At 70.1% G+C, this 13,437-nt stretch carries 13 protein-coding genes; 1 reads left to right on the top strand and 12 read right to left on the bottom strand.

Features of this window, described 5'->3' with window-relative positions:
• Positions 1 to 41: 41 nt before the first annotated feature.
• Positions 42 to 1,142 carry a glycosyltransferase gene (locus ASC76_RS09500; protein ID WP_056465056.1) on the top strand — a complete coding sequence of 367 codons (1,101 nt, stop codon included), beginning with the start codon at positions 42 to 44 and terminating at the stop codon, positions 1,140 to 1,142.
• A gap of 15 nt (positions 1,143 to 1,157) precedes the next feature.
• Here the strand turns inward: ASC76_RS09500 and ASC76_RS09505 are convergent, their stop codons facing one another.
• The 12 genes from ASC76_RS09505 to ASC76_RS09560 are packed head-to-tail and all read right to left on the bottom strand — an operon-like array spanning position 1,158 to position 13,403.
• Positions 1,158 to 3,038, bottom strand: a complete 1,881-nt coding sequence (locus ASC76_RS09505; RefSeq protein ID WP_056465057.1) for a nucleoside-diphosphate sugar epimerase/dehydratase — start codon at positions 3,036 to 3,038, stop codon at positions 1,158 to 1,160.
• Positions 3,035 to 3,631 (bottom strand): sugar transferase, encoded by a 597-nt coding sequence (locus ASC76_RS09510; protein WP_056467205.1) that lies wholly within the window; start codon positions 3,629 to 3,631, stop codon positions 3,035 to 3,037. Before ASC76_RS09510 ends, ASC76_RS09505 begins: the two co-directional genes overlap by 4 nt.
• 8 nt (positions 3,632 to 3,639) lie before the next feature.
• Entirely contained in the window at positions 3,640 to 4,803 is a 1,164-nt protein-coding gene (locus ASC76_RS09515; protein WP_200947152.1) for a DegT/DnrJ/EryC1/StrS aminotransferase family protein, read from the bottom strand.
• 2 nt (positions 4,804 to 4,805) lie between these two features.
• The gene (locus ASC76_RS09520) at positions 4,806 to 5,501 is read right to left on the bottom strand and encodes a class I SAM-dependent methyltransferase (protein ID WP_056465058.1); all 696 of its coding nucleotides are present in this window, start codon (positions 5,499 to 5,501) and stop codon (positions 4,806 to 4,808) included.
• The gene (locus ASC76_RS09525; RefSeq protein ID WP_056465059.1) at positions 5,498 to 6,730 is read right to left on the bottom strand and encodes a glycosyltransferase family 4 protein; all 1,233 of its coding nucleotides are present in this window, start codon (positions 6,728 to 6,730) and stop codon (positions 5,498 to 5,500) included. The genes ASC76_RS09520 and ASC76_RS09525 overlap by 4 nt, the downstream gene beginning before the upstream one ends.
• Positions 6,727 to 7,473 carry a bifunctional 2-polyprenyl-6-hydroxyphenol methylase/3-demethylubiquinol 3-O-methyltransferase UbiG gene (locus ASC76_RS25700; protein ID WP_056465060.1) on the bottom strand — a complete coding sequence of 249 codons (747 nt, stop codon included), beginning with the start codon at positions 7,471 to 7,473 and terminating at the stop codon, positions 6,727 to 6,729. The genes ASC76_RS09525 and ASC76_RS25700 overlap by 4 nt, the downstream gene beginning before the upstream one ends.
• The gene (locus tag ASC76_RS25705; RefSeq protein ID WP_056465061.1) at positions 7,470 to 8,144 is read right to left on the bottom strand and encodes a methyltransferase domain-containing protein; all 675 of its coding nucleotides are present in this window, start codon (positions 8,142 to 8,144) and stop codon (positions 7,470 to 7,472) included. The genes ASC76_RS25700 and ASC76_RS25705 overlap by 4 nt, the downstream gene beginning before the upstream one ends.
• The gene (locus tag ASC76_RS09540; protein ID WP_056465062.1) at positions 8,141 to 9,412 is read right to left on the bottom strand and encodes a glycosyltransferase; all 1,272 of its coding nucleotides are present in this window, start codon (positions 9,410 to 9,412) and stop codon (positions 8,141 to 8,143) included. The genes ASC76_RS25705 and ASC76_RS09540 overlap by 4 nt, the downstream gene beginning before the upstream one ends.
• Complete coding sequence (locus ASC76_RS09545) at positions 9,409 to 10,638, bottom strand: hypothetical protein (protein ID WP_056465063.1); 1,230 nt, start codon at positions 10,636 to 10,638, stop codon at positions 9,409 to 9,411. Before ASC76_RS09545 ends, ASC76_RS09540 begins: the two co-directional genes overlap by 4 nt.
• Positions 10,639 to 10,654: 16 nt before the next feature.
• A complete protein-coding gene (locus ASC76_RS09550; RefSeq protein WP_056465064.1) occupies positions 10,655 to 11,767 on the bottom strand; it encodes a DegT/DnrJ/EryC1/StrS aminotransferase family protein in 1,113 nt (370 codons plus the stop codon).
• A complete protein-coding gene (locus ASC76_RS09555; RefSeq protein WP_056465065.1) occupies positions 11,764 to 12,345 on the bottom strand; it encodes an acyltransferase in 582 nt (193 codons plus the stop codon). Before ASC76_RS09555 ends, ASC76_RS09550 begins: the two co-directional genes overlap by 4 nt.
• Positions 12,345 to 13,403: a Gfo/Idh/MocA family protein gene (locus ASC76_RS09560; protein ID WP_056465066.1), complete on the bottom strand. Its 1,059-nt coding sequence runs from the start codon at positions 13,401 to 13,403 to the stop codon at positions 12,345 to 12,347. The genes ASC76_RS09555 and ASC76_RS09560 overlap by 1 nt, the downstream gene beginning before the upstream one ends.
• Positions 13,404 to 13,437: the final 34 nt, after the last annotated feature.

Genomic DNA, 13,437 nt, shown 5'->3' on the forward strand with positions numbered 1-13,437 from the left:
GCGCGAGCCCCGATAATCCCGAACCGCACCCGGGCGCTCGCATGACATTCCTGACACTGAGTTTCTTCACCTCCCTGGTGATCACGCTGCTGATCATCCGATCGTCGGCGCAGCACGCGCATCGCTCGGCGGATCACGATGTTTCGGGCCCTCAGAAGTTTCATTCGAGGCCCGTGCCGCGAGTCGGTGGAACCGGCATCTTCGTTGCGCTGGTCGCGTGCGTGATGATGGCGCAATGGCAACAACCCGCCGACTCTCCGACGCTCTGGCTTCTGTTGCTTTGCAGCCTGCCCGCATTTTTGTCCGGGGTGGCCGAAGACCTGACGAAGTCCATGTCGCCGCGGCGCAGGTTGATCTTCACCGCGTGCTCGGCCGGGCTCGGGGTATGGCTGCTCGACGGCGTGATCCTTCGCACCGACATACCCGGGGTCGACACCCTGATCGCGATGACGCCAATTGCGGTGGCATTGACGGTGTTTGTCGTCACCGGCGTCGCCAACGCCATCAACATCATCGATGGCTTCAACGGCCTAGCGTCGATGTGCGTGTTGCTGATGGTTCTGGCCATCGCCTATGTCGCATTCCAGGTGCAGGACACGTTCATCTTCACCGCCTCACTCATCACGGCGGGCGCCGTTCTCGGCTTCTTCGTTTGGAATTTCCCCGCCGGCCTGATCTTTCTGGGGGATGGCGGTGCGTACCTGCTCGGTTTCCTGCTGGCGGAATTGAGCGTTCTGCTGATTCATCGCAATGCGGTGGTGTCGCCGATCTTCGTCTTGCTGATCTGTGCCTACCCGATCTTCGAAACGATCTTCACGATGTACCGCCGCAAGGTCGTGCGGGGTGTGGCGACCGCCGCACCGGACGGCATCCACCTGCACACGCTCATTCACCGTCGCCTGATTCGCTGGACCTTGGCAGAGAACCGCGAGCGTCGCCGGCTGACACGGCGCAACAGCATGACATCGCCCTACCTCTGGCTGCTGTGCCTCAGCTCGGTGGTTCCCAGTCTGCTGTGGTGGAACAACACAGCCGTCCTGTCCTGCTTCCTGCTGCTCTTCGTGGTGACATACATGTGGCTCTACCGATGCATCGTTCGCTTCAGGACCCCGCGTTGGCTGATCTTCCGCAGGCATCAGTAAGGCCGATGCGCGGGGTCAAGCGCTTGCGTACTCCGTGACGAACAGGCGCAGTTCCCTTCGAAAGTCTTCCACCGGTACACGACGCTCCGTGCTCGACAACCAGTCGAGCAACCGCGGTGCCCATGCCTGATCGACCTGCATCTGCAACTGCGCGATCCGCAACCTCGGATGCGCCGACGGCAGGCTGGTGTCCGCATCCGCCAGCAACTCCTCGTACAGCTTCTCCCCCGGCCGCAGTCCGCTGAACACGATTCCGATCTCGCGCTCCCGATGCCCTGACAGCCGGATCAGGTCACGCGCCAGGTCGACGATGCGCACCGGCTCGCCCATGTCCAGCACGTACACCTGACCGGTTTCCGCCAGGGCCGCCGCCTGCAGCACCAGGCGCGCCGCCTCCGGGATCGTCATGAAGTAACGCGTGATCTCGGGGTGCGTCACGGTGATCGGCCCGCCCTTCGCGATCTGCTCCTTGAACTTGGGGATCACGCTGCCACTCGAGCCGAGCACGTTGCCGAAGCGCACCGCCGAGAACACCGTCGCGTGCCCGAGTGTCGCCAGGTGCGACAGCACCATCTCGGCCGCGCGCTTGCTCGCGCCCATCACGTTGGTCGGGTTGACGGCCTTGTCGGTCGAGATCAGCACGAAGCGCTCGACACCGGCCTCGGCCGCGGCGGTGGCCGCGTTCCACGTGCCCAGCGTGTTGTTGCGCAGCGCCGCCCAGGCGTTCTCGTCTTCCATCAGCGGTACGTGCTTGAACGCCGCCGCGTGCAGGATCAGTTGCGGCTTCTGCGCGGCGAACGTGGCGCGCAGGTGCTCCAGGTCCTTCACGTCGCCCATCAGGCGGACCAGCGGCAACTCGGGATGCAGTTCGCCGAGCTGCTGCTCGATCTGGTACAGCGCGAATTCGCTCAGTTCGTACAGCACCAGTCGCGCCGGGCGGTAGCGCGCGACTTGCCGGCACAGTTCGCTGCCGATCGAGCCGCCGGCACCGGTGACCAGCACGGTCTTGCCGGTGATGAGGCCGGCGATGCCCGACTCGTCCAACGCGACCGGCTCGCGCCCGAGCAAGTCCCCGGCTTCGATCGCGCGCACGCGCTCGACGCGCGCGCTGCCATCCTGCAATTCGCTCGCCGAGGGCACCGTGAGCACGGGCCGCTCGGTCGCGGCGGCCAGATCGATCGCACGGCGGCGCTTTGCGACGGTGGCGCCAGGCATTGCGACGATCACGTGCGTCACCTCGGGCAGCACGTCGAGCGTGGTCAGGTCGTCGAGGGTGCCCAATACGGAGACACCGCCGATGCGGGCGCCGCGCTTGGCCGGGTCGTCGTCGAGCAGGCCGAGCACGATCCAGCCCTGCTGATGGATGCTCGCCAGCAGCAGCTTGGCGGCCTCGCCGGCGCCGAGCACGATCGCACGGCGCACTTCCGTCTCGCTGCCGGTGATGCGCGAGCGCGCATGCTCGTACAGCATGCGGTAGCCCACGCGCACCATGCACAACCCAATCAGCGTGATCAGCGGGTGCAGCGCGAGCACGGCGCGCGGCACCTGCGCGAGCCCGAGCGCCATCACCACCACGGCGCAGACGAGGCCACTGCCGAGGCAAGCCAGCGTCAGCCGCTTGACCTCGCCGAAGCCGGAAAAGCGCCACATCCCACGCGGGATGCCGCTCAGCACGAACACGCCCAGGTATACCGCGATGACGCCGAGCATCACCCACACGTCGTAGCCGGGCCGTGCATGCCACCAGCGCTCGAAGCCGAGGCGAAACAGGTAGGTCGCGTTCCAGCACGCGGCGATCACCAGGCCGTCGATCAGCAGCGACAACGGCCGCCGGTGGACGCGCACGCGCGCCAGCAGGTGATCGAGGCGGTGCCAGAACGACGGTTCGGCGTTCATCGCACGCACAGCGCCCGCAGCGTCGCGCCGATCAGGCGCAGGTCACCCGCCATCGAGCGCTGTTCGACATACGCCGCCGCGAAGCGCAGCTTCGCCGGCATCACCTGCTCCACATAGACGCGCTCCGGGTCGCTGGCCGCGGCGAGCAACGCGCTCTCGTCGCGGTATTCGATCGACGCCGGATCGGTGATGCCGGGCCGCACCGACAGCACCTTGTCGCGCAACGCGGCCGGGTACATCGCCACGTAGCGCGGCACCTCGGGGCGCGGACCGACCAGGCTCATCGTTCCGGCCGCCACGTCGATCAACTGCGGCAGTTCGTCGAGCTTGTGGCGTCGCAGGAAGTGGCCGGCGCGCGTGATCCTCGGATCGGCCCCCACCGTGAGCTGCGGGCCCAGCGACGGCGCATCGACCCGCATCGTGCGGAACTTGTGGATGCGAAACAACGCCCCGAAACGGCCGACGCGCTCCTGGCGAAAGAACACCGGCCCGCGCGAGTCCAGCTTGATCCACAACGCGATGCCGAGCAGCAGCGGCGACAGCAGCAGCAGCCCGAGGCCGGCCCCGAGCAGATCGAGCAGGCGCTTGGCCATCGCCCGCATCAGCCGAGCGCGCGACGCACCGCGGCGACGACACGCTGCACGTCCGCGTCCGTCATGCGGGTGTAGATCGGCAGGCTCAGCATGCGCTCGAACGCCCGCTGGCTGTGGGGGAAGGACTCGGCGCGCAGCGCATACCGGTCCCGCCAATACGGCTGCAAGTGCAGCGGGATGTAGTGCACGCTGCAGCCGATGCCGGCGGCGAACAACTGCTCGATCAGCGCATCGCGATCGATGCCCGCCGCATCCGTCAGCCGCAACGGGTAGAGGTGCCAGGCATGCAGCTCGCCCGCGGGCGCGTCGGGCGGCACGATCAGGGGCAGCTCCGCGAACGCGGCGTGGTAGGCGTGCGCGATCGCGGCGCGACGCGCATGGAACGCCCGCGCCCGCTTCAGCTGGTGGATGCCCATCGCCGCCGCGATGTCGGTCAGGTTGTACTTGAACCCCGGCGCGACGATCTCGTAGTACCAGCTCGGCACCTTCGCGGTGAAGCGGTCGAACGCATCTCGGTTCATGCCGTGCAGGCGCATGGTCCTGATGCGCTTCGCGAGATCGGCGTCGCGCGTCACGACCATGCCACCCTCGCCCGTCGTGATGGTCTTGTTGGCGTAGAAGCTGAACACGGTCGCGTCCGAGCCCAGCGTGCCGACGAGCGCGCCGCCGCTGGTCGTGGGCAGCGCATGCGCGGCGTCCTCGACGACCTTCAGGCCATGACGCTTCGCGATGTCGAGCAACGCCGGCATGTCCGCCGCGAGGCCGCCGTAGTGCACCGGCATGATCGCCTTGGTCCGCGGGGTGACGGCCGCCTCGACCAACGCCGGATCGATGCACAGCGTGGCCGGATCGATGTCGACCAGCACCACGTCGGCACCGAGGTAGCGCACGACCTCGGCGGTCGCGGTGAAGGTGTGCGTGGTCGTGATGACCTCGTCGCCCGGGCCGATGCCGAGCGCCTCGAGCGCCAGATGCAGGCCCGCGGTGGCCGAGTTGACGGCCATGCAGTGCAGCGACGCGTCGCCGAGGAAGGCCGAGAAGTCGTCTTCGAACCGCTTCGCCTTCGGCCCGGTCGTGACCCAGCCCGAGCGCAGCGTGTCGACGACTTCGGCGATCTCGGCGTCGCCGATCTCGGGCAGCGCGAACGGCATGAAGGGCAAGGTGTCGGGCATGGTCAGCGGGGTTTGGCGATCCACGCCAGCACGTGGGTGCGCAGCGGGGGCAGCAGGTTGAACAGAGTGTAGAGGGCCGGGTGGACCCGCGTCACCGCGCGCGCGATCGGCGGCGCGAGCGTGACGCGTCGGGATTCCGGCTCGCCGTGCGGGAACAGCGCGCGGACGCGTTCGAGCGGCACGCCGCGCACGTCCGGGTTGCGCGGGTTGTCGATGGTGAAGTCGTACCAGAGCACGCCGCCGCCGGGCTTGACCCAGCGCCACATCGCGTCGGCCAGGCGCTGCTGGAACGCGTCGTCGAGCAGCGACGAGAACACGGTCGACGCGAACACGACGTCCTGGGAGCCCGGCTCCACGGCCATGCGCAGCGCATCGCCCTCGAACAGCGTGACGCCCGGCGGCAGCAATCGGCGCGCCATCGCGACGCGCTCCGGCAGCAGCTCGGCGCCGCTCAGGTGCTCCGGCGCAAAGCCGAGGCGCAACAGCTCGAGCAGGTTCCAGCCGCCGCCGCTGCCCACTTCGAGCAGCCGCAGGGCGCCCAGGTCGTCGAAGCCAAGTCGATCGAAGAGCCGCAGCAGCGCGCGCTGGCGTTCCTGCATCGACTGCCAGGCATCGGGCCGGCTGGCCGCGTAGCGATCGGGGCCGCCGCGCCGGGCATATCGGCCAGCCACCGCGTCGAGTTCGCGCTCGTCGCTCACGACACGGCCTCGATGAAGCGCCGCGCCAGCACGGGGTAGCTGTGATGCGCGAGCACGAAGGCCCGTCCGCGTGCGCCCGCGGCGGCGCGCTCGGCGGGCGGCAGCGCAGCCAGCGTGCGCAGACCGGCGACCACCGCGGCGGGCGATTCCGGCGTCACGGTCAACCCGCAACCCGCCTCGGCCACCGGGTCGTTGCCCGCCTCGACGGAATGCAGGACCGGTCGCGCCGCCATCATGTAGTCCATCAGCTTGTTGGGCGCGATGCCGAAGCGGTAGATCGGCACGCGCTGCCAGCCGATGTAGGCGATGTCGAAGCGCGCCAGCAACGCCGGGATCCGGGCTTTCGGGATGGGCGGGAACAACGCGACGTTCTTCAGGCCTTCGTCGGCCACCCGCTTCGCCAGCCGCGCCTTTTCGTGGCCATCACCGACCAGCACGAACGCGAACGACTCGTTCCGCAGCAACCCGGCGGCATCGAGCAGCACGTCGAGCGCATTCGGCAGGCCGTGCGAGCCGGCATAACCGACGACGATCCGGCCGCTGGCCCGCTGCGCATCCAAGTGCGCCTGCAACTCACCGGCCAGTTCCGGCGCGGCGCCGGCCCAGTCCTCCGGCACGATGCCGTTCGGCACGATATGGAGCTTGCGCAGGTCGAGGCCGTGCGCGCACATGTGGTCGGCGACCTTGGGGAGCATCGAGACGACGACGTCGGCGTCGCGGTACGCGTCATTCTCTGCCCTCTGGCACAGCACGATGAACGGGTGCCGTGGCGACATGCCCGAGAGCTCGATCGGCGACGCCGGCCACAGGTCGTGCACCTCGTAGACCAGCCTGGCCTTCGCCAGCCGCGCGATCCGCCGCGCGACCCAGATGTCCATCGGGTAGGTGCTGGAGGCGATCACCACGTCAGGCTGGAGCGCACGCACCAGTACTCCCGATTCGCGCCACAACCGGCTCAGGAAGGCCCAGATGTTGCGCACCCGCCCGACGCCGTTGCCGACATAGCGCGGCGCCGGCAGCCAGCGGTAGGCGATGCCGTCGATCGTCTCGTCCAGCGCCTGCCCGCCGCTGGGCATCTCCGGCTGGTGGCTGCGCACGTGCGAGTACGCCGCGGCGACGATCTGGACACGATGCCCGGCCCGCACCCACTCTCGCGCCAGGTAGTAGGGGCGGTACTCCATGCCGTGCTGCGGCGAACCGGCGTAGTGGTTGACGAGCAGGATGTTCATGGCGGTAGCGGCGCGGATGGGCGCTGCGCGATCATGAAGTAGCCGAAGGGGAAATGCCGACTCGAGACCCGCGCGATGCGCGCACCGAGCCGCGTGCGCCCGAACGCACCGACGACGGTCTGCAGCGCCATCGCCAGCGGCGGCCCGAGCACCGGCAGCTTCGACAGCGCCTTGGCCATCAGGTCGGCCAGGATCTCGTTGATGCCGCCGAGCGCCTCGAGCACGCGCAGCTCCAGCCCGTTCATCTTCACGAAGCGCTCGAGCGCGAAGTTGGTGTAGCGGTAGTAGTCGTGCGGATGCGCGTGGATCGAGTAGTAGAACGGCACGTTCATGATCACGTGACCGCCCGGTGCCAGCACGCGCGTCATCTCGCGCCACAGTTGCGCCGGCTCGGCGAGGTGCTCGAGCACGTCTGACAGCACGATCGTGTCGAACCGGGCGTCCGCGAACGGCAGCGGCTCGGACAGGTCGCAGTGCTGGTCGATGTACTCGCCCGGCGCCCAGTCGACGCAGGTCACCTCCGACACCAGCGCCGCGTATGCACCGTAGAGCGGCGCCTTGCCGCACCCCAGGTCCAGCAGGCGGCATCGCGCATGGCCGGGCAGATGGGCCCCGTACCGCGCTGCCACCAGGTCGCCCATCAGGCGCGAGCCGATGCCGAGTTCGGCCGGATCGCGCGCGCCGCGCCAGCCTCCGCGGTGCCGCTCGAACTTGGTCGGCCGCCACGCCGCCTGGTTTCTCATGCGCGAGTGGCCGACACGATCAGGGTGTCGCGGTACTTCGGCAACCGGTCGAGCACGCGGGCGAACACCGCGCCGCGGACGCTGACGTGGTCGCTGTGGCACAGCTCGACGCGCTGCGGCTCGTAGCCGGCATCGGTCAGCACCTTGCACAGCGTGTACGGCGAGAACCAGTAGCGGTGGTCGGTGTTGATCAGCTCGCCACGCGACAGCAGGTTGCGCAGCCGGAACGCGTTCGGCGTCGCGACCACCAGCTGCCTGAACCGGTAGCGCTGCATCGAGCGCAGGAACGCGACGACGTCGCCGACATGCTCGATCACGTCGCCGAGCAGGCAGAGGTCGAAGTCCTGGTCGGGCACGGCCTCGGGCAGGTAGGTTTCGGCGAAGCCGAGTTCGTGCAGCAAGGCGATGCCGTCCGCGTTGATGTCCACCCCGACACAGTGGCTCGCGACCGCGCAGAGCTGCTGGTGCAGGTACACGCCCTGCGCGACCTTGGCGCGGATCAGCCCGACATGGTCGCAGCAGCCAACGTGCAGCACGCGCCGGCCGCGGCACAGCTCGATCAGGCGGTCGACCCGCCGCGGCGCGCGCCCGCGGTTGCCGAGCTCGAAGCGATGCGCATTCGAGAAGGTCGTGCCGCGCAGGAAATCGCGCGTCGTCGGATCGAAGTTCATGCGGGTCGTGGGGCCGGGTCTTGCAGGGTATCGAGCAACTCGCGCAGGCAGCGCGCGAAGCGGGTGTGATTGGTGTCGGCGTCGAAGCCTTCGCCCCAGCGCCGTCGCGAGGCGGCGCGTCGCGCGGCGATGCGCTGCGCATCGGCGTCGAGCAGCACCGATTCGAGGGCACCGACCACCGCCGCCGTCGCCGGATCGGCCACCAGCAGCACGCCATTGTCGCTGCCGACGAGCTCGCGCACGCCACCGACATCGGTCGCGATCACCGGGATGCCGGCTGCCGCCGCTTCCTGGATCGAAACCGGCAAGCCTTCCGACGCGCTGAGCAGCACGAAGGCGTCGACCGGCTCGCGCGTGTAGTGGTCGAGCACGTGCGCGTTCTCGACCGCACCGGGCAGCGCGGCCGTCAGGTTGGCCGGCGCCGCTTGCAGCCGCTCGCGCACGAGAGGCAGCTCGGGTCCGTCGCCGAAGTGCGTCCAGTGGATCGATCGATCCGGATGCGCGACAGCCAACGCGATCGCCGCGTCGGCGATGCGCGGCACGCGCTTGACGGCCGTGACGTGGCTGCACGAGACGAGTCGCAGCGTGCCGTCGTCCGATGCGCGAGCGGGGGTCGCCGGCGCCTCGGTGCCCAGGCGAAACAACCGAAGGCGCGCCGGCGCGACGCCGGCGCGCTGCAAGTAGTCGAAACCGTGCTGCGAGATGGCGGCCGTCAGCGCCAGCTGCGCGTACATCGCCGGATGCCAGGGCTGGAACGGCGGGTCGAACGCGTCCTCGTACAGCTCGTAGCGGTGCACCCGCGTGACGACCGCGGCATCGTCTCGGCGCGCGGCGAGCCGTGCCAGGGCCAAGGTGCTGCCGCCGCGCCAGTAGGTGTAGAACAGCGTCGCCACGGCGGCCTCGCCTCGGTCCGCCCAGCGCTGCGTCGCCGTCGCCTGGGCGGCCCAGCGCCAGACGCGCACTGCGCCGATCGCACCGCCGCGACGCCAACCACGCCACGCTTCGGCCCCGAAGCCCGGCCACGCCAGCGCCTGCAGGTAAGCCATCGCCCGGCCTCGCCGCACCGCGTCGGACAGTGTGGTGTCGACATGCACGCCGTCGGGCGTCGGCAGGCGCTCGCCTCGTGCGCGCAGCGGCGCGACGACGAGCCGCGTCGTCGGACCGAGTTCACGCGCAAGGCGCTGCAGTTCCGGCGCGACGAACATGACCTCGCCCCCTTGATCCAGGAACGGGTAGTTCTGCGTCACGATCACGAGGCGGCGGCTCATGCGCGCCTCGTCCCGGCGCCGGGCATCAGCCGAACCAGCCAGAGCAGCGAAGCCACCTCCGTGACCACCAGCGCGAGCGGCACCGCCACCCGGGCCGGCTCGATCCGCAGCAGCGCCGCCGTCAGCCCGACGGCCAGCAGCAGCCGGCCGAGGGCGTTCAGCGTCAACACCCGGAACGCGCCGCGCGCCTGCAACAACGTGATCAGCAGCCGCCCGGCCATCGACACCGCGCCCGCCACCGCCATCGCCAGCACCAGCAGCGGTGTCGCGGCGCCGGCGGGCCACAGCCACGGCAAGGCGCCGACCGCCAGCAGGGCCAGCGCGCCGAATGCGAGCAGCGTGCGCGGCGTCGCGTTCGCGCGCAGCAGCGCCAGCAGTTCGCGCCCCTGCATCGGCGGCTCGGCGCGCGCGGCGCGGTCGTACACCATCGGTGCGACGTAGGCCGCCGCGACGCCGAACAGCTGGTAGACCTGCAGCCCGAGCGCCACCACGCCGATCTCCGCCAGGCTGCTGCCCAGCGCACCGGCCGTGCTCAGCACGAGCGCCGGCGTCAGTGCGGCCAGCACGTTCTGCCCGCCGGTCTCGGTGCCGATGGCCCACAGCGTGCGGCGCGACCACGGCACGCCGCTGTCGGCACGATCCGGCGGCAACCGGCGCAGCGCGCGCCGCACCAGCGCCCACGACAGGATCGCCGACGACGCGGCAGCCACCAGCAGCACCCACGCCAGCCCGGCGCGCCACCCCGCGAAGACCACCGGCAGCAGCGCGACCAGCATCAACATCGCCGGTGCGACGGTCAGCCACGCGTAGCGCACGACGCCGAGCTCGCGCAACGCGAGTGCGCGCCACAGCAGGTGGCCGGCCGCGAACGGCACGGCGGCCGCAGCGACCAGGACCGGCGTGCGCCACACCGCTCGGCCCTCGGGCGGCCAGACGAACCAGGCCGCCAGCCCGGCCACCGCGACGACCGCGACCCACGCGCCGGCATAGCGTGCGACCCACGGACGCAGCGCGGCCACCGGCACCTCCAGCCGGTATTGCAGATGCAGCAGGGCTTGAGGCAGTCCCAGCACGACCAGCGTCAAGGCCGCGTCGCTCCAGCTGCGCAGCAAGCCGAACTCGCCCTGCGCCGCCAACCCGAGGCCTCGCGCGACGAGCAGCGCGGCCGCGACGGTCGCCGCCGAACCGGCCGCCTGGATCGCGATCGATTGCAGCGCGAGCCTCATCGCCGCCGGCCACGCGTCAACGCGGCGATCGCAGCGCCGCGACGACGCGGTCCTGTTGCGCGTGCGTCAGGTCGGCGCTCATCGGCAGGCTCATCACGCGCGCCGCGGCGGCAATGCTGCGTGGCAGGTCGTCCACCAACGCGTAGCGGGAATACGCCGCCTGGTGATGCACCGGCTTCGGGTAGTGCACCGCAGTCGGAATGCCCTGCGCCTTCAACGCCGCCTGCACCGCGGCGCGGTCGCTGCCCGCTTTCAGGAACACGGTGTACTGCGCCCAGACGCAGTCGCGGTCCGCGCGCACCGCGAGCAGACCGACGCCGGGCACGTCCGACAGCAGCGCGCGGTAGCGCTCGCCGAGCGCGAGCCGCTGCGCGATCTCCCACTCGAAGCGCTCCAGCTTGGCCAGCACGACCGCGCACTGCAGCGTGTCCATGCGCCCGCCCACGCCCACGCGGGTGTGGGTGTAGCGCGCGCTCTGCCCATGCACGCGGATCTCGCGCGCCGCCTGCGCGAGCGCATCGTCGTCCGTGAACAGCGCGCCGCCGTCGCCATAGCAGCCGAGCGGCTTGCTCGGGAAGAAGCTGGTGCAGCCGACCGTGCTCAGGTGGCAGCTCTTGCGGCCGCGGTAGGTGGCGCCGAAGCTCTGCGCCGCGTCTTCGATGACCGCGAGGCCGTGGCGGGCGGCGATCGCGTTGATCGCGTCCATGTCTGCGCACTGGCCGTACAGGCTGACCGGCATGATGGCGCGGGTGCGTGGCGTGATCTTCGCTTCGATCAGCGACGCGTCGATGTTGCAGGTGTCGGGCTCGATGTCGGCGAACACCGGCACGCCCCCGAGCAGCACGATCATCTCGGCCGTGGCCGCGAAGGTGAATGGCGTCGTGACGACCTCGTCGCCGGGCCGCAGGTCGAGCGCCATCAGCGCGATCAGCAGCGCCTCGGTGCCGCTCGCGACCGTCACGCAGTGCTTCGCGCCGGTGTACGCGGCGAGCTTGGTCTCCAACTCGGCGACCTCGGGCCCCATGATGTACTGGCCATGGTCGAGCACGCGCTGCATGCGCTCGGCGATCGCGTCCTTCAGCGCCGTGTACTGGCTCTTGAGGTCGATGAAGTCGAGCGGCGCCGTCATGCCCGCACCTCGTCCGCGAGCCTGCAGACGCCGTCGAGCAGCACATAGCGCTCGCCGGTGGCCGGGCAGACCGCGGCACCGTCGGCGAACGCCAGCCGCTCGCCGTGCCGGCTGACCCAGCCGATGCGCCGGGCCGGCACGCCGACGACGAGCGCGAAATCGGCCACGTCGCGGCTCACCACCGCACCGGCCCCGACGAAGGCGTGGCGGCCGATCGTCGTGCCACAGACGACGGTGCAGTTCGCCCCGAGCGTCGCGCCGCGCCGGACCCGCGTCGGGCGGTATTCGTTCTTGCGCGGCACCGCCGAGCGCGGGTTGTGCACGTTGGTGAACACCATGCTCGGGCCGCAGAACACGTCGTCCTCCAGCGTGACCGCGTCGTAGACCGACACGTTGTTCTGGATCTTCACGTTGTTGCCGATGATCACCTGGTTCGCGACGAACACGCCCTGCCCCAGCGAGCACCCGGTGCCGATGCGGGCCCCCGCGCACACGTGCGCAAAGTGCCACACGTGGGTGCCGGCGCCGAGCTGCGCGCCGTCGTCGACGATCGCGGAGGGGTGGATCGTCGCGGTCATCAGAACACCAGCGGCAGGCCGACGCGCACGCCGTCGCGCGCCGAGCGGTAGCCCGCGATCAGCACCTCGAGCGAGCGCAGGCCCTCGTAGCCGTCGACCGCCGCATTGGCCTCGCCGCGCAGCGTGTTGATCACGTTGTCGTAGTACAGCGGATGGCCCGGACCGTAGACGCTCTCGACACCGTAGCTCGCGCTCGCGACCTTCGCGTCGTCCTCGTGCGCGGTGTCGAACTCCCAGTGCTCGATCTTGTTGACCGCGACGCCACCGACCCGCACGGTGCCGCGCTCGCCCAGCAGCGTGATGCTGCCCTCGAAGTTCTTGTTGTGGGTCAGCATCGTCACGTTGACCGACGCGAGCGCGCCGCTGCGCAGCCGCAGGCTCATCACGCCGCTGTCCTCGGCCTCGATGTTGCGCGCGAGCGTGGCGGTGTAGGCATGCACGTTGTCGACCGGGCCGACCAGCCAGTCGACCATGTCGACGTAGTGGCTGGCCTGGTTCATGAAGGCGCCGCCGTCCATGTCCCAGCGGCCGCGCCAGGGCGCGGCGTCGTAGTAGGCCTGCGGGCGGGTCCAGAACACGTTGACGCTGACCATCGCCAGGCGTCCGAAGCGGCCGGCATCGACCGCGCGCTTGACGAGCTGCAGCGTCGCGTTGAGCCGGTTCTGCTTGACGACGAACAGCTTGACGCCGGCGTCGCGACAGGCGCGCACCATCGCCACGCCCTCGTCCCACTTGGTCGCCATCGGCTTCTCGCTCATCACGTGGCGGCCGGCCTGCGCGACCTTGATCGCCTGGCGCGAATGCAGGCCGCTCGGCGTGGCGAGCACGACGATGTCGGCGTCGGAGCCGCTCAACAGCTCGTCGAGCGAGGCAAAGCCGGCTACCCCGGTCGTCGCGATTGCGGCGGCCAGGCTGGGCGGGTGGTTGTCACAGACCGCCACCAGCTCGGCCCGTGCCGCATGCTGCTTCAGCGCCGCGAAATGGTTCTGCGCAATGCGCCCGCAGCCGACCAGGGCGACGCGGAGCTTGCGGTTCAGGATCACGCTGGGTGTGGACATGGAAGGCGACGCGGCGCCCCGGGCGGGGCAAACG

Origin of the sequence: Rhizobacter sp. Root404 (genome assembly GCF_001425865.1) — a bacterium.
In the GTDB taxonomy this organism is placed as follows: Bacteria; Pseudomonadota; Gammaproteobacteria; order Burkholderiales; family Burkholderiaceae_C; genus LMDS01.

Excerpts from the sequence above, each read along its gene's own strand:
- ASC76_RS09550 (WP_056465064.1), bottom strand. The coding sequence starts at position 11,767 with ATGACGGCGCCGCTCGACTTCATCGACCTCAAGAGCCAGTACACGGCG.
- ASC76_RS09500 (WP_056465056.1), top strand. The coding sequence starts at position 42 with ATGACATTCCTGACACTGAGTTTCTTCACCTCCCTGGTGATCACGCTG.
- ASC76_RS09545 (WP_056465063.1), bottom strand. The coding sequence starts at position 10,638 with ATGAGGCTCGCGCTGCAATCGATCGCGATCCAGGCGGCCGGTTCGGCG.
- ASC76_RS09525 (WP_056465059.1), bottom strand. The coding sequence starts at position 6,730 with ATGAACATCCTGCTCGTCAACCACTACGCCGGTTCGCCGCAGCACGGC.
- ASC76_RS09555 (WP_056465065.1), bottom strand. The coding sequence starts at position 12,345 with ATGACCGCGACGATCCACCCCTCCGCGATCGTCGACGACGGCGCGCAG.
- ASC76_RS09540 (WP_056465062.1), bottom strand. The coding sequence starts at position 9,412 with ATGAGCCGCCGCCTCGTGATCGTGACGCAGAACTACCCGTTCCTGGAT.
- ASC76_RS09515 (WP_200947152.1), bottom strand. The coding sequence starts at position 4,803 with ATGCCCGACACCTTGCCCTTCATGCCGTTCGCGCTGCCCGAGATCGGC.
- ASC76_RS25700 (WP_056465060.1), bottom strand. The coding sequence starts at position 7,473 with ATGAGAAACCAGGCGGCGTGGCGGCCGACCAAGTTCGAGCGGCACCGC.
- ASC76_RS09560 (WP_056465066.1), bottom strand. The coding sequence starts at position 13,403 with ATGTCCACACCCAGCGTGATCCTGAACCGCAAGCTCCGCGTCGCCCTG.
- ASC76_RS25705 (WP_056465061.1), bottom strand. The coding sequence starts at position 8,144 with ATGAACTTCGATCCGACGACGCGCGATTTCCTGCGCGGCACGACCTTC.
- ASC76_RS09505 (WP_056465057.1), bottom strand. The coding sequence starts at position 3,038 with ATGAACGCCGAACCGTCGTTCTGGCACCGCCTCGATCACCTGCTGGCG.
- ASC76_RS09510 (WP_056467205.1), bottom strand. The coding sequence starts at position 3,631 with ATGGCCAAGCGCCTGCTCGATCTGCTCGGGGCCGGCCTCGGGCTGCTG.